We start from the raw sequence: 19,750 nt of genomic DNA, 5'->3' as shown, positions 1-19,750 counted from the left end.
GGCTCAGCGGCCGATTTGGGTCATCAGGGATTGGGTGATGCTGGCGATGCCGAAGCCGGAGCTGGTCGGCGTGCGGTCCTGCTGCTTGTTCGACCAGACGGTCTCGGGGCGTGACTGCAGCAGAAGGAGGTTCTCTCCGGCGGGCAGGGTGCGATCGATCGCCCACTCGATGTCCTGCGGGCTGCCGAAGTGCTTCTCGGCGCGCTTGGCGATGGTGGCGACGGCCACGACCTCGTCGTCGTCGAGGCTGCGGATGCTGCGCCGCGCGGGCTCGACCTCGCGTTCGACGATCCCCTGGGCGTCGGCATCCGGCACCAGCTCGATGTGCTTGTCGCCGATGTGCTCTTCGGACACGGTGAGCAGCACCTTGTCGATGTGCAGGTTGTCGGGGGTGACGGTGCCGGAGACGACGGCTTCGCCCAGTCCCCACGCCGCGTCGACGACGATCGTGGAGCGGTCGCCGTTGGACGGGTCGATGGTCATCGCGACGCCGGCGACCTTCGCGTCGACCATCTTCTGCACCGCCACGGCCATCGACAGACCCTCATCGGGGATGCCGTTCGCGAGCCGGTAGACGATGGCGCGCGACGTGTACAGCGATGCCCAGCAGCGGCGGATGTGCTCGCCGACGGCATCCCTGCCGCGCAGCCACAGGTAGGTGTCCTGCTGCCCCGCGAAGCTCGCGTCCGGCAGGTCCTCGGCGGTCGCCGAGGAGCGCACCGCCACCGGCTGCTCCTCGCTGAAGCGCTGCTGCAGCGCCGCGTACGCGCGGTCGAGTTCAGCGGTGATCGGCGCGGGGACCTCGCGCGAGAGGAACTGCTCGCGGATCTTCGCTGACACGTCGTCGATCACCGTCACGTCGTCGGCGTCGAGCCCCGCGAGCAGGCGGTCGATCTCGTCCGCGAGCCCGCTGAGTTCCACGAAGGACGTGTAGGCGGCCGTGGTGACGGCGAATCCAGGTGGCACCGGCAGCCCCGCGGCGGTGAGGTTCACCAGCGACGCGCACTTGCCGCCGAGGTCCTCGACCGTGGTCGGGCCGGGCTCGTCGAAGAATCGGATGAAGAGGTAGTCGCTCATGTCAGGCCTCCCAGGTGACGGGAACGGAGAGGGGTACGCGGAACGAGAGGTTCTCGCGGAAGCCGATGTCGGCGCCGTCGGCCAGCCGAAGGCCGGGTACCGCGGCGAGGGTCTCCTCGAGCACGATCTTCGCCTGAAGCTTCGCGAGCATGTTGCCGAGGCAGTAGTGGATGCCGAATCCGAACGAGAGGTGGTTGCGGGCATCCGGGCGGGTGATGTCGAAGACGTCGGGGTTCTCGAAGACGTTCGCGTCGCGGTTCGCCGACCCCATCACCAGCAGGATGTTGGCGCCCTTCGGGATCGCCACTCCGCCGATCTCGGTGTCCTTCAGCGCCTTGCGCCGCCAGGCGACGATCGAACCGCTGAAGCGGAGCACCTCGTCGACCGCGCCGGGAATGCGACTGGGGTCGTCGATGAGCTGCAGCCACTGATCGCGGTGGGACAGCAGCACCCGGATGCAGTTGGAGATCAGTGTGGTGGTGGTCTCGTGGCCGGCGAACAGCAGGCTGTACGCGAGCGAGGCGATCTCGTGATCGCTGATCTCGGCGCCGTCGCCCTGCGCGGCGACGAGGTCGGCGATGAAGCTGTCGCCGCCGTCGGCATGGGCGGCTGTCACCAGCGCGAGGCACTCCTGCCAGTACTCGACGAGATTGTGCGCGTGCGGCACCTGCTCGTCGTCGTCGAGGTTGCCCCAGGTCATCGCGGCACGGGAGTCCGACCACCGCTTGTAGGTGGGCACGCGCGAGGTGTCGACGCCCAGCAGCGTCAGGATCGTGACCGTGGGGATGTCGTAGGCGACCTCGGCGAGGAAGTCACCGGTGCGGTCGGGGCTGGCGAGCATCGCCTCGAGCGCCTTTCGGGTGTTCTCGCGGATCGCAGGCTCGAGGGCCTTGAACCGGCGCGGGGTGAAGGCGCGCTGCGCGATGGCGCGGATGCGGGTGTGCTCCGGCGGGATGCGGGCGGAGAGCCCCGAGTAGGCGGTGAACCCGCCGTCCTTCATGATCTGAGTGGCCTGCGGGCCCCGCTCGCGGACGGGCGCCTGCGCGTTCTCGCTCGAGAAGGTCTCCCAGTTCTCGAACGTGGATTTCACGTCGTCGTAGCGGGTGACCACCCAGCAGTCGATGCGCTCGTCGTACATGACCGGCTCGTCGCGACGCAGTTCGGCGTAGGCGGGGAACGGGTCCTTCATCTCGAAGGGCTCGTAGCCGTGGTGCGCATCTCCGGATGCGGCACGGGCGATCGCCTCGTGGTCGACCGGGCAGCCCGCTGCGGCTGCTGCTCGAGCTTCGGTGGGCGAGAGTGCCATGACGACTCCTTCGTGTCTGCACCTGTGGCTGTTGGAGGTCCGGCGTCCCCCCGGAACGCCGGAACCTGTGACCATCTAACGTCGCCGGCTCGACGATCCGTCGTCCGACTTCCGCCCAGTGGAAGCAGGTTGTCGAAGCGTGTTCAGCGGAAGGGCCCCGACGCTGGCCTCGATGCGCCGGGAGATGCCCCGCATCGCCGGCAGATGGCGCTCGATCGTCATCGCGCCGTCTGTCGTGGTCACCAGTCCCAGGGCTGCCCCGACCACGCCGTTCTGAAAGATCGGCACGGCGATCGAGGTGGCCCCGATCCGGGTCTCGTCGAGCGTGGTGGCGAAGCTGCGGGTGCGCACCTGTGCGAGTTCGGCGCGCAGCACATCCGGGTCGACGTGGGTGTTGGCGGTGCGTCGCTCGAGCGGCTGGGCCAGGAAGGCCTCCCGCACCCATGGCTCCTCGAACGCGAGCAGGACCTTGCCCACTGCGGTGGCGTGCAGCGGCAGACGTCCGCCGACCCGGGAGGCCTGCGGCACGCGTCGGGTACCGTACACGCGGTCGATGTAGAGCGCTTCCGCGTTCTCGCGCACGGCGATGTGCACAGTCTCCTGCGTGAGGGTGAACAGGTCCTGCAGCAGGGGGCGGGCGATCTCGCGCACCTGCCGACCGGCATGCTGGCCGAGCTCCCACAGGCGCAGGCCGATCTGGTAGCGGCCGTTGTCGTCGCGCTGCAGCGCGCCCCACGCCTCGAGCTCGCCGACCAGGCGGTGCGCAGTGCTCAGCGCCAGCCCCGTCTCGGCACTGATCTCGGTGAGACTTCGCGGGGCGAGCGAGCGCTCGAACACCGCCAGGATGGCGAGCACCCTGCCCGTCACGCTCTGCCCGGGCTGCGCTGTGCCTCCGGCCATCGGACACCTCCTCGTGTCACTTCCGCTCAGTGGAAGCCTACGTCTGAAGCATCATGTTTCGGCCGGACGCCAGCGGAATCAGTCGTGCGGGACGCCGAAGGCGTGCCGCTGCTTGATCGGGGCGACGGCATCCGATGCCAGCTGCGCTACCACCTCGGCGGCGCGGGCAGGCGACGGCGATGCAGTCGCCACCGCCGCTGCGAAGACCGTGTCGATGGTCGCGCCCTCGGGCATGACGCCGAGGATGCGGATGCCGGGCTGACCCACCAGCTCGCTGAGCTGCTGGAAGCCGAGGTCGACCTCGCCGGCCGCGAGCGCGGCGGCGACGGGAACGCCGGGACGCGCCTGGACGAGTTGCCCGACGGCATCCGTGATGCCCCAGCGCTCGATCATCGAGACGAGGGCGGTGCCGCTGGGTCCGGTGGAGTATCCGATGCGCCGGGCGGCGCGAAGGGCGTCCTGCAGATCGGCGACGGAGTCGTAGGCGGCGCCGGACGGACGTTCGCCCACTCCGTCGGCGGGAACGGCAACGCCCGTCTGCGACAGCACGAAGGGGGTGGCGGGTCCGACGTGGCCGTCCGCCGCCAGCCGCTGCAGGGCACCGGATGCCAGTACGACGACGTCCCAGGCTTCGCCGCGGGCGACGCGCTTCTCGGCGTCGACCCCGCCCATCGATTCGACGGTGTCGTCGGGCAGCAGCTCGGCCAGCAGGTGACGCGTCGCCATCGACGAGATCACCCTCACGCGGCGGCTCCGAAGGTCTCGGCGTCGACTTCGCTCGAACCCTGCGGGTTGTAGCGCTCGCCGGCCACGGTGTCGTGGTTGATGAGCTCGCCGGCACGCGTCAGCACCGCCGGGTCGATGTCCAGCGAGGCCGCGGCGAGGTTGTCGCGCACATGCCGGAGCGAGGTCGATCCGGGGATCGCGACGACGTGCGGACCGCGCGCGAGCACCCAGGCCAGCGCCAGCTGCGCCGGCGTCACCCCCGCTTCGGCGGCCAGCGAGCGCCACGCAGGCAGCAGCGACTCGTTGGCCTGCCAGTTCGGCTCCTGGAACCGCGGCATCGAGCGGCGAATGTCCCTCTGCGCCAGCGTCGCGGGGTCGCCCACCGAGTCCGACAGGAACCCGCGCCCCACCGGCGAGAAGGCGACCAGCTGCACGCCGAGCTCTCGCGTGGCCTCGAGCATGCCGAGTTCGGCGTTGCGCGTCCACAGCGAGTACTCGTTCTGCACGGCGGCGATGGGCGCCACGGCGAGCGCTTCGCGCAGACGCGCGACCGACACCTCGGACAGGCCGATCCCGCCGATCTTGCCAGCCGCGACGGCCTCGGCGAGCGCGCCGACGCTCTCGCCGATGGGCACGGTCTTGTCCCAGCGGTGCAGGTAGTAGAGGTCGATGTGATCGACGCCCAGGCGCTGCAGCGAGGCGTCGACCTGCGCGCGCAGGGTGTCGGGTCGCCCGTCGATGACCTTCACCCCGTCGACGTTCGCCATGCCGCCCTTCGAGGCCAGCACGACCTCGTCCCGCCTGCCGCGGAGCGCCCGGCCGACCAGCGACTCGTTCGCCGTGTCGCCGTAGAGCGTGGCGGTGTCGAGGTGGGTGACTCCCGCATCGAGCGCACCGCGCACGAGCGCCTCGCCCTCGGCGGCCGGCAGCGGTGCGCCGTAGGCGTGGCTGACGTTCATGCATCCGAGGCCGAAGCGCGGCAGGGTCACCACACGCGCACTCACGCGAGCTGCTCCTCCAGTTCGCCCAGCACCCGATAGCAGTCGATCACCTGGCGCATCGACGAGTTCGGCTCGCGGCCCTCGCGGATCGCCGCGACGAACTCGCGGTCCTGCAGCTCGATGCCGTTCATGCTGACGGCGACGTCCGAGACGTCGATCTGCTCCTCCTTGCCGGTGAACAGATCGTCGTAGCGGGCGATGTAGGTCGCTGTGTCTCCGATGTAGCGGAAGAAGGTGCCGAACGGTCCGTCGTTGTTGAACGACAGCGAGAGGGTGCAGATGGCGCCGGTCTCGCTCTTCAGCTGGATCGACATGTCCATGGCGATCCCGAGCTCCGGGTGGATCGGGCCCTGCATGGCGTGCGCCTCGACGATCCTGCCCGCCTGGTACGCGAACAGGTCGACGGTGTGTGCGGCATGATGCCAGAGCAGGTGGTCGGTCCACGAGCGCGGCTCGCCCTTGGCGTTGGTGTTCGTGCGGCGGAAGAAGTACGTCTGCACGTCCATCTGCTGCACGGCGAACTCTCCGGCCTCGACACGGCCGTGCACGAACTGGTGCGAGGGGTTGAAGCGCCGGGTGTGACCGACCATCGCCACCCGACCGGACGCCTCGGCGGCCGCGAGGGTCGCCTCAGCATCCGCCAGCGAATCGGCGAGGGGGATCTCGACCTGCACGTGCTTGCCGGCGGCGAGCACCGCCTGCGTCTGCGAGGCGTGCAGGCCGGTCGGGGTGGCGAGGATGACAGCATCCACGTCGTCGCGTTCGAGCACCGCCTCGAGACCGACGACGGCGTTCGGGATGCCGTACTTCTCGGCGACGGCATCGGCCTTCTCCTGCGAGGTAGCGCTGACGACGGTCACCTCGGCGTCCTCGATGTTCGCCAGGCCGTCCAGGTGCTTCATGCCGAAGGCGCCGTTCGCACCGACGACGGCGATGCGGATCTTGTCAGTCATTCGCTCTCCCTTTCGCGAGTCGGAATCCAGGTGTCAGGCGTTGGCCACGGCCGCGGTCTCCGCGGGCTCCGGCGCGTGCGCCGCCTCGGGATCCGCCGGCGCCGCGATTCCCGCCTCGTCGAAATCGACAGCGGTCCTGCCGACCGGGTTGCTGATGACGAGGTGGCCGACGGCGGTGTTGGACGCGGGCACGTGGTAGAAGCGGTGGTCGACCTCGGGCGCCTCGCCGCCGAACTGGTCGTCCATCGCGCCGCGCGCGATCAGCCAGTCGACGAGTTCGATGCCCTCGGAGCCGGCCTCATCGACGTACTCCATGTGCGGCCACTCGGTCAAGCCCAGCGGGTCGGCGATCAGGTGGTCGAGGAACGCGTTGTCCCACTCCTTGTTGATGAGGCCGGCGCGCGGACCCTGCAGCTGGTGGCTCATGCCGCCGGTGCCCCAGATCTGCACGTTGAGCTCTTCGCCGTCCCACTTGTCGATCGCGCGGCGCAGCGCCTTGCCGAGCTCGTAGCAGCGGCGGCCGGACGGCACCGGGTACTGCACGACGTTCACGGCGAGCGGGATGACCTTGACCGGCCACTGCTCGTCGGCGCCGAGCTCGCCGTAGACCAGCGAGAGCGGAACGGTCAGGCCGTGGTCGACGACCATCTCGTTGACGAGGGTGAGGTCGAAGTCGTCCTGGATGATCGACTGCGCGAGGTGCGCGGCGAACTCCGGGTAGCCCTGCACGTCCGGCACGGGGCGCGGGCCGTAGCCTTCGTCAGCGACGGGATACTCCACGCCCGTGCCGAGCACGAAGGTCGGGATGATCGAGGCGTCGAACGCGGTGGCGTGGTCGTTGTAGACGAGGATGACGACGTCGGGGGTGTTCTCCTTGGCCCACTTGCGGGTCCACTGGTATCCGTCGAAGACCTGCTTCCAGTACGGCTCCTCGGTCTTGCCGAGGTCCATGGCCGCACCGATCGCGGGCACGTGCGAGGTGAACAGGGCCGAGGTGTACTTCGCGGGGGCGTCCGGGCGGAAGGTGTCGGCCTTCTCGCCGGAGGGCGGCGTCCACCCGTCGAGGTCCTTCAGCCGATTGCCCTCGGGGCGGCGGCCGCCGCCGAGCATCATGTCGCGGTAGGCGGCCTCGCTCATGCCGGTCATCGAGCCGGCCATCTGCTGGAAGCTCAGTCCGTGCGTGGCACCGATCTTGCTGAGGAAGTAGATGTTGCCGCCCTCGGCGATCATCGTGTTCAGATCCATGTCGAGCACGGCCTGGTGCTGCACGGGGGTCAGCGGCCACTCGTCGAGGTAGGCGGCCTGGTCGGCGAGGAAGCGCTCGCGGTTCTCGGGCTTCATCAGCGACATCGCGAACTGGTTGAGGTGGTACCCCTTGCGCGCCTGCTCGGCGTCGTAGATGGTCGTACCCGGAATGTCCTTATAGGGCTTGTCGAGTGCCATGGTCATTCTCCTTCTGGCGTGGTTCAGTCTGCCCAGTACAGTCGCGACGGGTTGTCGACGAGCAGCTTGCGCTGCAGCTCGGCGGTCGTGGCGATCTGGGGGATGTAGTCGACCAGCAGCCCGTCGTCGGGCATGTGGTCTTTGAGGTTGGGGTGGGGCCAATCGGTTCCCCACAGCACGCGGTCGGGGAACTCTTCGACCACGCGTCGGGCGAAGGGCACGACGTCGGTGTACGCCTGCAGCTCGCCGTCTCGGATCTCTTTGGGAAGGGCGCGCGGCCCCGTGACGCTCAGGCGCTCCGGGCACGAGACCTTCGTCCACACGTTCTCGTTCTCGCGCATGAAGCGCAGGAACAGTGCGAACTCCTCTCCGTCGGGATCCTTCGTGACGTCGGGTCGACCCATGTGGTCGACGACGACGTCGGTGGGGATGCCGGAGAAGAAGTCGTACAGCTCGGGAAGGTCCTCGGCCTCGAAGTAGATGACCACGTGCCACCCGAGCGGGGCGATCTTCGCGACGATCTCCTCGAGGGAATCCGTGGGGACCCGGTCGACGAGCCGCTTGACGAAGTTGAACCGGACGCCGCGCACACCGGCCGCGTGCAGCTGCGCCAGCTCTTCGTCGGTCACGTCGCGGCGGACGGTGGCGACGCCGCGAGCACGCCCGCCGCTGCGCCCGAGCGCATCCACGAGCGCGCGGTTGTCGGCGCCGTGGCAGGTGGCCTGCACGATGACGTTGCGGTCGAATCCGAGGTGGTCGCGCAGTGCGAACAGCTGGTCGGCGGAGGCGTCGCACGGCGTGTACTTGCGCTCGGGGGCGTAGGGGAACTCCGCACCGGGTCCGAAGACGTGGCAGTGCGCGTCGACGGCGCCTTCGGGCAGCGTGAACTGCGGCTTCGAGGGGCCGTCGTACCAGTCGAGCCAGCCCTCGGTCTTGGTGAAGTCACCCGTGGTGTCGCCGTGCGTCATCAGTCCTCCACGTACTCCAGACCGGCGGCGGCGAGCGGCTCGCGCATGCCGTACAGGTCGAGGCCCAGAACGCCCTCGCGGAACTTCTGCCGCTTGGATTCCTCGTTGTCCTCGCGCTTCCGGCTGGCATCCGCCACCGCCCCGACGAGCTCACGCGGCACGACCACGACGCCGTCGACGTCGGCGACGACCACGTCACCCGGGTTGACCAGGGCGTTGGCGGCGACGACGGGGATGTTGACCGAGCCGAGGGTGGCCTTCACGGTTCCTTTGGAGTTGATCGCCCGGGAGAAGACCGGGAAGTCCATCTTCTCGAGATCGGCGACGTCGCGGACGCCGCCGTCGATCACGAGGCCCTTGCAGCCACGGGCGGTCAGCGAGGTCGCGAGCAGTTCGCCGAAGAAGCCGTCTTCGCTCTCGGTGGTGCATCCGGCGACGATGACGTCGCCCTCCTGCACCTGCTCGGCGGCGACGTGGAACATCCAGTTGTCTCCGGGCTGCAGGAGCACCGTGACGGCGGGGCCGCACAGCTTGGCGCCGTTGTAGGCCGGGCGGATGTAGGGGCGCATCAGTCCTACGCGCCCCATCGCCTCGTGGATGGTGGCGACGCCGAACTGCGAGAGGCGGGCGACGTCGTCGGGATCGGGACGCTGGATGCTGGTGCGGACGATGCCGAGGCTGTTGAGGCGCATTCTGGTGATTCCTCTCAGAGTCCGCGGGCCGTGAGGGCGCGGTCGAGACGCGGGTAGACGCGACGGGCGTTGCCCTCGAAGACCTGCTGACGCTGCGCGTCGGTGAGGTTCTCGGTCGCGTCGACGTACCGCTTGGTGTCGTCGAAGTAGTGTCCGGTGCGGGGGTCGACGTCGCGGACCGCGCCGATCATCTCGCTGGCGAACAGGATGTTGTCGGTGGGGATGACGTCGGTGAGCAGGTCGATGCCCGGCTGGTGGTAGACGCAGGTGTCGAAGTAGACGTTGCCGAGCAGGTGCTCTTCGAGCTCGGGCTTGCCGAGTGCCATCGCCAGGCCGCGGAATCGTCCCCAGTGGTAGGGCACCGCGCCGCCGCCGTGCGGGATGACGAGCTTGAGGTCGGGGAAGTCGCGGAACAGATCGCCCTTGAGCAGCTGCATGAAGGCCGTGGTGTCGGCGTTCAGGTAGTGGTCGCCGGTGGTGTGGAAGACATCCGGGCGGCAGGTGGTGCTGACGTGCACCATCGCAGGGATCTCGTACTCGACGAGCTTCTCGTAGATCGGGTACCACGAGCGGTCGGTGAGCGCGGGGGCCGACCACTTGCCGCCGGACGGGTCGGGGTTGAGGTTGACGGTGACGGCGCCGAGTTCTTCGACGGCGCGGGTGAGCTCGTCGACCGTCGTCGAGGGGTCCTCCCCCGGCGATTGCGGCAGCATCGCGCCCATCAGGAACCGGTCGGGGAACAGCTCGCTGACCCGGGCGACCAGGTCGTTGCAGATGCGGGCCCAGGTCGCGCTGACGGCGAGGTCGCCGATGTGGTGGGCCATGAACGAGGCCCGCGGGCTGAAGACGGTGACGTCGCTGCCGCGGTCGTTCATGAGGCGCAGCTGGTTGGCCTCGATGGTCTCGCGGATGTCGTCGTCGCTGATTCGCAGGGTCGCCGGGTCGGGGGCGTCGCCCGCGCCATCGGCGAAGGCGATCTGCAGGTCACGCCAGGCGCCGAGCTGCGCCGGCGCGGTGGTGTAGTGGCCGTGGATGTCAATGATCAACGCGTGTCGTCCTTGTCACTCGGATGCTGTCATCCATGACTCTAAGTCGGGCCGGGCACCCCGTCCAATAGATGCTGAAGGCAGGCAGCATAGATAGGATCTATACATGGCATTGGCCGATCTCAACCAGCTGCGCACCTTCGTCGTGCTTTACGAACTGCGCAGCGTGACCGCTGCCGCCGACCGGCTGCATGTCACCCAGCCGACCGTCAGCTACACGCTGCGGCGCCTGCGCGAGAAGTTCGGTGATGAGCTGTTCCGCCGCGAGGGGCACGACATGGTGCCGACCGCGAAGGCGACAGCGCTGTTCACCCCGCTGCAGGAGGCGCTGGCGCAGATCGACGCGACGGTGAGCGACCCGGAGTCCTTCGAGCCGGCGGGCTTCAGCGGCGAGCTGGTGCTGGGGCTCACCTCGATCGGCGAGCAGACGTTCCTGCCGCCGATCATGGCCGCTCTGGCCCGAGAAGCGTCCCACCCGCACCTGTCGGTGCAGCGCCTGGACTCCGATCAGGTCGAGGACGGCCTCGTCCGCGGGGCGATCGACCTCGCACTGTCGGTGTCGATGATCGGCAGTCCGCGCCTGTGGCGCACGCATGTGCGGGCCGTCGAGTACATCGCCCTCACCTCGGATCGGCACCCGCTGCCCGACACCGCGCCCGACATGTTCGCCGGGCGGCACTTCGTGCGGGTCTCCGCGCGCGGCGGCCACGTGTTCCCCCTGCAGGTGCTCACCGAGCACGGCCTGATGCCGCAGGTGTCGCTGACCGTCGAGGAGTACGCCACCGTTCCCGCAGTGCTGCAGACCACCGATCTGGTGGTGCTGATGCCGCGCCACGTCGCGGAGGTGTTCAGCGGCTGGTTCGGCGGCCTTCGGATCTCGGATCTGCCGTGGCCGGGGCAGAGCACACCGGTGTCGCTGTACACCCGCCGCGAGGCGAGCCTGTCTCCGGCGCAGAGGTGGTTCCGGGCGCTGGTGCGGGACGCCGTCGCGGCCGGGGAGTACCGGCGGGGGTCGGTCTAGGTCCGCCGCTTGTTCCAGCTCGCCTTGGCCGGCGCGAACGGGCTGCGGATCGGGATGGTCCACGAGGAATGCGGATGGATCCGCAGCAGGGCCGTCTCGTAGGTGCCCTGGGCCTCGTCGGACAGTGCGGGCAGCACGGCTTCCTTGTCGAGGTCGTCCTCGGGACGCGGCCGCAGGGCCTTCCAGATCAGCTGCACCTCGGGCGCCCCGGTGGGGATGCCGTCCAGATCGAGCACCGCACGGTCCCAGGGCAGGGTCAGTCGCGGGTCGCGCTTGTAGACCCACGCGCGCGGGGCTCCGTCCTCGGCGTTGACCTGCAGCACCCATACGCCGGCGGTGTCGTCCCGGACGAGCACGGGCTGCAAGTCGGCATCCTGCGGAGCATCCGCGAACGGCACGAGCTCGCCGTCGTCACCGGCGGGTGCCCACGCGCTGTACCCCGCCGGGAGCGCCGCCACCAGCTCTGCCAGGTCGGAGGCGACGACGCTGACGTCGATGTTCGCGCGCTCCCGGATCTGACGTCCCAGCCAGCGGTCCAGCGCGGCTCCGCCCGACAGCCACCAGCGCACGGGGGCGGGCGCGAGCAGCTCCGCGACGCCCTCAGGCGGGACTGGCTTCCAGGGTGTCGCGGCTGCGGAGGTGAGCATAGGACGAGGCTACCGCCGCGCTGAGCTGAGCTGAACTGGAGGATGTCGGGGGTGACCTCCCCACCGTGGACGAGTTCGACCTCGATCGTGATCAGGTGCGCCAGTGCGAGCATCAGGCACTCTCACCTTCGGACAGCCCGGAGGGGATGCCCAGTTCATCCGGCTTCGACGACTTGCGCATCACGATGAGGACGATCAGTGCGGACAGGGCCGAGATCCCCGCCATGACGCAGCCCGGCCGAACGAGAGAACGCCTTGCCGACACGGCAAGGCGTTCTCTTCAGGCTGTTCTACGGTCCGGCGCCGAAGGGATCAGAACGGGTACCGCGCGATGTCGGACTGGATCGTGACCCACTGCAAGTCGCAGAAGGTGCTGAGGTTCACCGACGAGCCGAAGTGCCCGCCTGAACCCGAGGCCTTCGTGCCGCCGAATGGAGCCACCGCCTCGTCGTCGACGGTCTGGTCGTTGATGTGGACGGCACCGGATTTGATGCGATCGGCGAGCTCGAACGCCGCGTACGGATTGGCGGTGAGCACCGAGACCGAAAGGCCGTACTCGGACGAATTGATGATGTCGATCGCCTCGTCGACCGTGTCGTATGCAGTGATCGGCGCCACCGGACCGAAGATCTCCTGCGCGAACGCCGGAGTGTCATGCGGCACGTTCGACAACACAGTCGGCCGGTAGAACAGTCCCTCGAAGGTTCCCCCGGCGTTCAAGCTCGCGCCGGCGGCGACCGAGTCCTGCACGATGCCGTCGATCTTCGACAGCTGCCCGGCGTCGATGATCGGACCCAGCGCGTTCTGCGGATCGGTCGGGTCGCCGACCGTGATCCGGTTCGCGATCTCAGTGAGCTTCTCGGTGTACTGCTCGACCATGGAGCGGTGCACGAGGTGGCGCCCGGTGGTCATGCAGATCTGCCCCTGGTGCAGGAACGACCCCCACGCTCCGGCGGATGCCGCGGCATCCACGTCGGCATCGGGCATGACGAGCAGCGCATTGTTGCCGCCGAGTTCGAGGTGCAGCTTCTTCAGAAGCGGCGCAGCCGCCTCTCCGATCTTGCGGCCCGCAGCCGTCGAGCCCGTGAACGAGATGCATGGCACATCGGGGTGCGCCACCAGTGCCGCGCCCACGTCCGACCCGCCGGGGAGCACATGCAGCAGGCCGTCGGGCAGCCCCGCTTCAGCGAGGATCTCGGCGAGGATGAGGCCGCCCGCGATCGGCGTGCGAGGGTCCGGCTTCAGGATCACGGCATTGCCGAGGGCGAGCGCCGGCACTACCGAGCGTGCCGACAGGATCGACGGGAAGTTGAACGGGCTGATGACACCCACCACACCGACAGGCACGTACCGACCGATCGAGGTGCGCGGCTTCATGCTGCGCAACAGCTGTCCGTACGGCTGAGCGGCCAGGCCGGCGCCCTCGGCGAACTCAGAGGCGACCAGGCCGGCCTCGAACGCAGCCTTGCCCGCCCCGGATCCGGATTCGGGAATGAGCCAATCGGTGAGCCGTTCGGGTGCGGCCTGGAGGATCGCTGAAGCCTTCGCCATGACGGCGGCGCGTTCGGTGTAGGGCAGGGCCGCCCGAGCGGGCTGTGCCCTCGTCGCCGACGCGACGGCGACGTCGAGGTCGGCGATGGCGGCCTGGCCGACCTTCGCGATCACCTCGCCCGTCGCCGGGGCCTGGACTTCGAGGGTCCCGCCCTCGCTCGCGGCGAAACCGCCGGCCGTGTAGATCTTCTCTTCCCAGATGGTGGTGGTCATCGTTCATCCTCTCGAGTGTTCGGGTCAGTCAAGCGGCGTTCTCGCGCTGCGCGGCAGGGGCGGCGTCCCGCTACTCAGCCTCCGCCGAGTGCAGCGCACATCGATGCCGTCGTTGAAGTCATGTGTACCGAAGGTGTCGAGCGTCCCGGCTTCGAGCGAGTGCGGAGCCAGCCCTCGTTGTACACGAGCAGGTGGTCGGCGAACAGACCGCCGTTGGTGTCGGCGACGTTCTTCACCGGCGGAGCTCCGGCGGGCGGCGATACCAGGCCGTTGACGACGCCACTGTAGACAGCCTCGCCGGCCTCAACCTCGATCTTCATTGAGTCCGTCATCACCCACTTCATCCAGAACGACGCCTTGCCATCGCGGATGTGGGTCGCAGCCACTCCCCCGTCGCCCTCCCACCAATGGTAGCGGTCGAGGTCGCGCGGCGCGGTCCGCGGGCTGTTCGCGATGCGGAACAGCGCTCCGGCGAGATCCTCGCGAAGTTTGCCGAGCACAGGTTGTTCGGCAGCACCCACAGGCCGGTTCGCAGTACTGTGCCATCGGGCAGAACCACTTCCATGCCCGCGCCCGTGCCCGCGCCCGCGCCCGCGGATGCACGGTCGCCGAATCCGGTGTAGCCGCAGCCGTGCTCAGCGGCGTTTCCCACGACGCCGTCCCAGCCGAGGTCGGGCGTCGAGAACTACAGCTTCAAGCCACGCTTCTTGATCTCGGCGTACAGCTCTGCGAAGGAGACGCCCGGTTCGACGATTGGCAACAGTTCGGGAACGAGCACGGGTAAGCCCTCACCGCTCCAGCATCGCCCACAGTCCGCGGAAGAGCGCTGATGCTTCCTCCGCTTCCAGGTGCGCGGTGAGCTCGCGCTGCACCTCGATCACCCGCGGTGCGAGCCGCGCGTACTCGGCGGCGCCGTGCTCGGTCAGCGCCACGATGTTGCGGCGTGCGTCGCTCGCGGCCCGCTGGCGGGTGATCAGCCCGGACTTCTCCATCCGCCGCACGAGGTCGGCGATGGTCGACCGGTCGAGATCGACCTCGTCGCCGAGCTCGCGCTGGCTCGCCTCTCCGAGCCGGTCGAGCACGGCGAGGATGCTGTACTGCGTGCTGGTGATCTCAACAGAGGCCACGCGCGCCCAGGTCGCCAGGTGCAGCTGCTGCGCCCGGCGGATGAGGTTTCCGACGTGGCGCTGCGGCTCGGGGATGTCTGCCATCGTCATCACGGCATCCATCCTGTCAGGCGTGCACCGTCAGTCGAACACGGTCAGGCGTGCACCTGCTGCCCCACCGGCACCAGGAAGCCCGCGAAGAACTCCCGCAGCTCCTCCCGCGCCGAGAGCGGGAGCACGTGCGCGACGTACTGGTCGGGTCGGACGACGACGACCGCCCCCTCTGCGGCGATCCCGCGCCGCGTGAAGATGTCATCGTCAGCATCCGATGCCCACGTCTTCTCCCAGTCCTGCAGACCGAGCGGACCCGACGTCGGAAGCAGCAGCGACGGCAGCGACGTGATGTCGATGTCGTGGTGCGAGCCGCGGAACACCGCGTGCACGTCGATCACGCTGTCGATGTCGGCATCCGGTGCCGTGAAGGCGCGCACCGGAGAGGCCGCGTCATCGCTCAGCCACGTCGCGAACTCGCGCAGGGCCGATCCCGACTCGTCGCCGAACGCGTAGAGGCGCCAGCGTCCGTCGGCGAGGTGCGAGTGGCCGAGCTCCATGCGACGGGCGTCTGCCACGCGCCGCACCGGCGCGGAGTGGAAGCGGGTGCCGATCCCGAAGCCGGTCGCGAGCGCCTGATGGTCGGACGCGCCCGTCAGCGAGGACGGCGTGTACGTGGTGGCGAGCCCCGCGGTGTACCGGCCCTCCCGGGCGAATTCAGCCTGCATCGCGGCCGGCGTCACGCCGCCGTTCTCGGGGTGCTCGGGGTCGAGCGCCGGCTGTGCGATGTACGCCGACCAGTATTTGTCGAACTCGATCAGATCGACGGCGATGGCCTGGCGCTCCTCCGAGTAGGTGCGCAGCAGCCGGGCATCCGATCGCCCCTGCAGCACGGCCGCGAGCTTCCACCCCAGGTTGAAGGTGTCCTGCATCGACACGTTCATGCCCTGTCCGGCCTTGGCGCTGTGCGTGTGGCACGCATCGCCGGCCACGAAGACGTGCGGCGTGGCATCGGCCGGCGAGTCGTCCGTGAGGTCGTCGAACCGGGCGGCGACCCGCTGGCCGACCTCGTAGACGCTCGACCAGGCGACCTGCCGCACGTCGATCGAATACGGGTGCAGGATCGCGTTCGCGACGTCGGCGAGCTGAGCGGCCGTGGTGCTGCGGATCTCGCTGTCACCGGCGGGCACGGCGCCGAGGTCGACGTAGCAGCGCACCATGTTCCCGCCCTCGCGCGGGATCATCAGCAGGCTGCCCTTGCCGGCGGACTGCACGACGTTCTTGGTGCGCCAGTCGGGGAAGTCGGTGGTGGCGAGCACGTCCATCACGCCCCAGGCGTGGTTGGCTGCATCGCCCTCGAGTCGGATGCCCAAGGCGCGGCGCACGTTGCTGCGGGCGCCGTCGCAGCCGACGACGTACTTGGCGCGGACGGTGAACTCCACGCCCTCGTGCTCCCCTGCCGTGTGCCGCAGGGTGGCGACGACAGGATGCTCGGAGTCGGCGTCCATCTCGTAGCCGACGAACTCGATGCCGTAGTCGACCTCGAGCCTGCTGGCGGACTGCGCCGCGTGCTCGAGCAGGAACTGCTGCATGCGCGCCTGGTTCACGATCACGTGCGGGAACTCGCTGAGCCCGGCCGGGGTGTCCTCCACCCAGCCCGTGCGGACGATCTTCGAGCGGTCGTCATCGGACGGCCCCCAGAACCGCACCTCTCCCACCCAGTACGCCTCGCGCACGAGCGCGTCGGCCAGGCCGAACGCCTGGAACATCTCGACCGTGCGGCACGCGACGCCGTCGGCGTGCCCGAGCTGGAGCGGCTCCGGGCGGCGCTCGATGACCCGCGTGGAGATGTCGGGGAAGGATGCCATCTGCGCGGCGAGCACGGTGCCGGCGGGACCGGTGCCGACGATGAGCACGTCGAGGGTCTCCGGCAGTCCGACGCTGCGTGCGGCGACCTGCGGGGCAGCGGGCTTGAGGTCGGGGTCGCCGGGGCGATAGCCGTCTCGGTAGAACTGCATGGGATCTCCTTCGATCATGACCGGTCGTTCGCTCGACCCGATTCGTTGGGGTACCAACGATAGTACCTGGGACCGTCCCTCGTCGCCACCGCGTGCCAAGCTTGCCCCATGGCGAACTCCCGTTCCGGAGACTCGATGACCGAGCGCATCGTGCGCGTGCTCGACACGTTCACGAGCGAGCGGACCATGCAGACCGCCAGTGAGATCGCCCGGCGCACCGGCCTGCCGTCCTCGACCGCGCACCGAATCGTCGGCGAGCTCATCGAGCAGGGCCTCCTCGAGCGCGACGAGGAGAACCGGGTGCGCCTCGGCCTGCGCCTGTGGGAGCTAGCACTGCGTGGCTCCAGCGCTCTGCGGCTGAGGCAGGCAGCACTGCCGCACATGGAGCACGTGCAGACGCTGGTGCGCGAGCACACCCAGCTGGCAGTACTCGAACACGATGAGGCCCTGTTTCTCGAGCGACTGTCGCACCCGGATGCCGGCGCCAACATCACGCGGGTCGCCGGGCGTCTGCCGGTACATGCCTCGTCGTCCGGGCTGGTGCTGCTGGCGTTCGCCGACCCGGCCCTGCGCGAGCGGGTGCTCGCGGGCCCCCTGCGCGCGGTGTCGCGCGAGACCGTGACGGATGCCGTCGCCCTGCGTGCGCTGCTGATCACGATCCGCCGACGCGGTTTCGTGGTCGCCCCGGGGTCGATCGAGCAGGTGTCGACCGGCGTCGCGGTGCCGGTGCGCGATCGCGGTGAGGTCGTGGCCGCACTGTCGGCCGTCCTTCCCCGCGAGGCGCCGACCGAGCCGGTGATCGCGGCCCTGCTCGACGCGGCGGCGGCGATCGAGGAGGATCTGCGTACTTCCCGTTGAATGAGAATTCTCCAACGGCGTGCGCACTCCCGTCGCACAGTGGTCGACATACCCGGGACGCACCGGCATCCGCATGTCGAAGGAGACACCATGAGCACCGCCACGCAGACGATCCGCACCCGCGTCGCAATCGTCGGAGCCGGCCCGGCCGGCCTGATCCTCTCGCACCTGCTCGCCGACGCCGGCATCGACTCCGTCATCGTCGACCAGCGCACCCGCGGCGACATCGAGCAGACCATCCGCGCCGGGATCCTCGAACAGGGAACCGTCGACCTGCTCACCGCGATCGACCCGAGCAGTCGCGTGCACACCGTCGGAACCAGGCACGACGGCATCGAGCTGCGCTTCGAGGGCGAAGGGCACCGCATCGACTTCCCCGCGCTCGTCGGCCGCAGCGTCTGGCTGTACCCGCAGCACGAGGTGCTCAAAGACATGCTCGCGCTGCGACTGCGGGCCGGCCAGGACCTGCGCTTCGAGGTGACCGCCTCGCGCGTCGAGGGGGTCGACACCCCCACGCCGCGGGTGTTCGCCACCACGGCCGCCGGCGACGAGCTGATCATCGAGGCGGACTTCGTGGTCGGCGCCGACGGCTCGCGCTCGGTCGTGCGACCGGCGATCACCGGAGACGCGTTCAACGGACACTTCCGCGAGTACCCGTTCGCCTGGTTCGGCATCCTGTGCGAAGCACCCGAGAGCTCGGAGGAGCTCATCTACAGCAACTCCGACAACGGCTTCGCCCTGATCAGCCAGCGGAGCCACGACGTGCAGCGGATGTACTTCCAGTGCGACCCCGAGACGGATCCCACGGTGATGAGCGAGGAGGAGATCTGGGAGACCCTGCAGTCCCGCGTTCCGGGCACCACGCTGAAAGAGGGCCCTATCTTCCAGCGCGACGTGCTGCGCTTCCGCAGCTTCGTCGCGAGCGAGCTGCGCCACGGGCGTGCCGCCCTCGTCGGCGACGCTGCGCACACCGTGCCGCCGACCGGCGCGAAGGGCATGAACCTCGCCGTCGCCGATGTGGTGCTGCTGGCCCGCGCGGTGAATGCGCTGCTGGTCGAGAACGATGCCCGGCTCATCGACGCCTACGCCGACGAGGCGCTGAAGCGCATCTGGAAGGCGCAGCACTTCTCGTGGTGGATGACGAGCATGCTGCACACGCTGCCCGAGCACACCGAGTTCGACCGTCGCCGCCAGCTCGGCGAACTGCGCTCGGTCGTCGACTCCGAGGCAGGCCGCACCTTCCTCGCCGAGGCGTACACCGGCTGGCCGCTGGCGTGACCGCGCTCCGCGTCCCGCGCGATCGACCCCGGCACACCTGTGCCCGATCGGCGAGGTGTCGCCGCGTGACGCCGAGACAGACGGGGGCGGATGCCGCGGCATAGACTCCGAGGCCATGCGCCCGACCCTGCTCGCCGTCTCGCACGGCACGTCCGATGCCACCGGCGCGTCCGCGATCGCGGAGCTCGTCGCACTCGTCGACCGCGCGCTGCCCGACGTCGACGTGCAGGCCGCCTTCGTCGACGTGCAGCAGCCGGATGCCGCCGACGCGGTGCCCGCGATCGAGGGACCGGTCGTCATCGTGCCGCTGCTGCTGTCGAGCGGGTTCCACGTGCACCACGACCTCCACGGCATAGCCGCGAAGAAGACGGATGCCGTGGTCGCCGACCCGCTCGGTCCCGACCCGCGTCTCGCCGATGTGCTCGCCGAGCGGCTCGCCGCGGTGCCCGGCGACGGGCAGCCCGCGGCATCCACCTCTCCCGTCATCCTCGCCGTCGCAGGGTCCCGCGATCCTCGATCGCTGACGGATGCCGAGGGCATGGCTCACCTGCTCGAGCAGCGTCTCGGGCGTCCCATCGAGCTCGCCTACCTCGCCGCGAGGAAGCCCGACCTTCGCACGACCCTGACCGCGCACCCTGACGCCCCCATCGCGACCTACCTGCTCGCCCGCGGATTCTTCTTCGATCTCGCGACCCGGCTCGCGCCGGGGCGCGCCCTCACCCTGCCCCTGCTCGACAACGGTCCTGTGCCGTCGGCCCTGGTCGACCTCATCGTCGACCGGTATGAGGCCGCCGAGGCGAACGTCATCTGACGCTCTGCACACATCTGCCGCGAGCGCCAGCATCCGCCCTCAGATGTCCTCCCGTGACGAACTCCGTCGTCGCATGTCGCACGA

General features: G+C 69.3%; 19 protein-coding genes. 4 read left to right on the top strand and 15 right to left on the bottom strand.

Annotated features, from left to right (window positions below; translation table 11 throughout):
* Positions 1-3 precede the first annotated feature (3 nt).
* From BKA24_RS02045 to BKA24_RS02000, 10 genes are all read right to left on the bottom strand, one after another.
* Positions 4-1,077, bottom strand: coding sequence for a PEP/pyruvate-binding domain-containing protein (locus BKA24_RS02045; protein ID WP_184214624.1), 1,074 nt, complete (start codon positions 1,075-1,077; stop codon positions 4-6).
* A 1-nt stretch (position 1,078) separates the two neighbouring features.
* Positions 1,079-2,383 (bottom strand): cytochrome P450, encoded by a 1,305-nt coding sequence (locus BKA24_RS02040; RefSeq protein ID WP_184214622.1) that lies wholly within the window; start codon positions 2,381-2,383, stop codon positions 1,079-1,081.
* Positions 2,384-2,458: 75 nt separating this feature from the next.
* On the bottom strand, positions 2,459-3,283 hold the full coding sequence (locus tag BKA24_RS02035; protein ID WP_184214620.1) for an IclR family transcriptional regulator: 825 nt from the start codon (positions 3,281-3,283) through the stop codon (positions 2,459-2,461).
* Between the two features lie 78 nt (positions 3,284-3,361).
* Positions 3,362-4,009 carry a substrate-binding domain-containing protein gene (locus BKA24_RS02030; RefSeq protein WP_221417260.1) on the bottom strand — a complete coding sequence of 216 codons (648 nt, stop codon included), beginning with the start codon at positions 4,007-4,009 and terminating at the stop codon, positions 3,362-3,364.
* Between the two features lie 14 nt (positions 4,010-4,023).
* Positions 4,024-5,013, bottom strand: coding sequence for an aldo/keto reductase (locus BKA24_RS02025; RefSeq protein WP_343065857.1), 990 nt, complete (start codon positions 5,011-5,013; stop codon positions 4,024-4,026).
* Positions 5,010-5,963, bottom strand: a complete 954-nt coding sequence (locus BKA24_RS02020; RefSeq protein ID WP_221417259.1) for a Gfo/Idh/MocA family oxidoreductase — start codon at positions 5,961-5,963, stop codon at positions 5,010-5,012. Before BKA24_RS02020 ends, BKA24_RS02025 begins: the two co-directional genes overlap by 4 nt.
* 33 nt (positions 5,964-5,996) lie before the next feature.
* On the bottom strand, positions 5,997-7,406 hold the full coding sequence (locus BKA24_RS02015; RefSeq protein ID WP_246366979.1) for a protocatechuate 4,5-dioxygenase subunit alpha/beta: 1,410 nt from the start codon (positions 7,404-7,406) through the stop codon (positions 5,997-5,999).
* Positions 7,407-7,429: 23 nt separating this feature from the next.
* Positions 7,430-8,374 (bottom strand): amidohydrolase family protein, encoded by a 945-nt coding sequence (locus tag BKA24_RS02010; RefSeq protein WP_184214616.1) that lies wholly within the window; start codon positions 8,372-8,374, stop codon positions 7,430-7,432.
* Positions 8,374-9,066 carry a 4-carboxy-4-hydroxy-2-oxoadipate aldolase/oxaloacetate decarboxylase gene (gene ligK / locus BKA24_RS02005; protein WP_184214614.1) on the bottom strand — a complete coding sequence of 231 codons (693 nt, stop codon included), beginning with the start codon at positions 9,064-9,066 and terminating at the stop codon, positions 8,374-8,376. Before ligK ends, BKA24_RS02010 begins: the two co-directional genes overlap by 1 nt.
* A gap of 14 nt (positions 9,067-9,080) precedes the next feature.
* On the bottom strand, positions 9,081-10,112 hold the full coding sequence (locus tag BKA24_RS02000; protein ID WP_184214612.1) for an amidohydrolase family protein: 1,032 nt from the start codon (positions 10,110-10,112) through the stop codon (positions 9,081-9,083).
* Between the two features lie 106 nt (positions 10,113-10,218).
* On the opposite strand from BKA24_RS02000, the gene BKA24_RS01995 reads away from it, so the two are divergent.
* Entirely contained in the window at positions 10,219-11,133 is a 915-nt protein-coding gene (locus BKA24_RS01995; RefSeq protein ID WP_184214610.1) for a LysR family transcriptional regulator, read from the top strand.
* Here BKA24_RS01995 and BKA24_RS01990 read toward each other — a convergent pair.
* From BKA24_RS01990 to BKA24_RS01970, 5 genes are all read right to left on the bottom strand, one after another.
* Positions 11,130-11,780, bottom strand: a complete 651-nt coding sequence (locus BKA24_RS01990; RefSeq protein WP_184214608.1) for a nucleotidyltransferase domain-containing protein — start codon at positions 11,778-11,780, stop codon at positions 11,130-11,132. The two genes, BKA24_RS01995 and BKA24_RS01990, sit on opposite strands and share 4 nt — an antisense overlap.
* Before the next feature lie 312 nt (positions 11,781-12,092).
* Entirely contained in the window at positions 12,093-13,544 is a 1,452-nt protein-coding gene (locus BKA24_RS01985; protein ID WP_184214606.1) for an aldehyde dehydrogenase family protein, read from the bottom strand.
* Between the two features lie 74 nt (positions 13,545-13,618).
* Positions 13,619-14,044, bottom strand: a complete 426-nt coding sequence (locus BKA24_RS01980; RefSeq protein WP_221417258.1) for a carotenoid oxygenase family protein — start codon at positions 14,042-14,044, stop codon at positions 13,619-13,621.
* Positions 14,045-14,332: 288 nt separating this feature from the next.
* Entirely contained in the window at positions 14,333-14,761 is a 429-nt protein-coding gene (locus tag BKA24_RS01975; protein WP_184214604.1) for a MarR family winged helix-turn-helix transcriptional regulator, read from the bottom strand.
* Positions 14,762-14,805: 44 nt separating this feature from the next.
* Positions 14,806-16,719, bottom strand: coding sequence for an FAD-dependent monooxygenase (locus tag BKA24_RS01970; RefSeq protein ID WP_184214602.1), 1,914 nt, complete (start codon positions 16,717-16,719; stop codon positions 14,806-14,808).
* A 108-nt stretch (positions 16,720-16,827) separates the two neighbouring features.
* On the opposite strand from BKA24_RS01970, the gene BKA24_RS01965 reads away from it, so the two are divergent.
* The 3 genes from BKA24_RS01965 (at position 16,828) to BKA24_RS01955 (ending at position 19,666) form a co-directional block, all read left to right on the top strand.
* Positions 16,828-17,577, top strand: a complete 750-nt coding sequence (locus BKA24_RS01965; RefSeq protein WP_184214600.1) for an IclR family transcriptional regulator — start codon at positions 16,828-16,830, stop codon at positions 17,575-17,577.
* 90 nt (positions 17,578-17,667) lie between these two features.
* Entirely contained in the window at positions 17,668-18,855 is a 1,188-nt protein-coding gene (locus tag BKA24_RS01960; RefSeq protein ID WP_184214598.1) for a 4-hydroxybenzoate 3-monooxygenase, read from the top strand.
* 115 nt (positions 18,856-18,970) lie between these two features.
* Positions 18,971-19,666, top strand: coding sequence for a sirohydrochlorin chelatase (locus tag BKA24_RS01955; protein WP_184214596.1), 696 nt, complete (start codon positions 18,971-18,973; stop codon positions 19,664-19,666).
* The last annotated feature ends 84 nt before the right edge of the window (positions 19,667-19,750 follow it).

The sequence above is a fragment of the Microbacterium marinum genome (genome assembly GCF_014204835.1).
Taxonomy (GTDB): domain Bacteria; phylum Actinomycetota; class Actinomycetes; order Actinomycetales; family Microbacteriaceae; genus Microbacterium; species Microbacterium marinum.
Note: the sequence above shows the minus strand (reverse complement) of the source record. Positions and strands in the feature narration are given on the sequence as shown.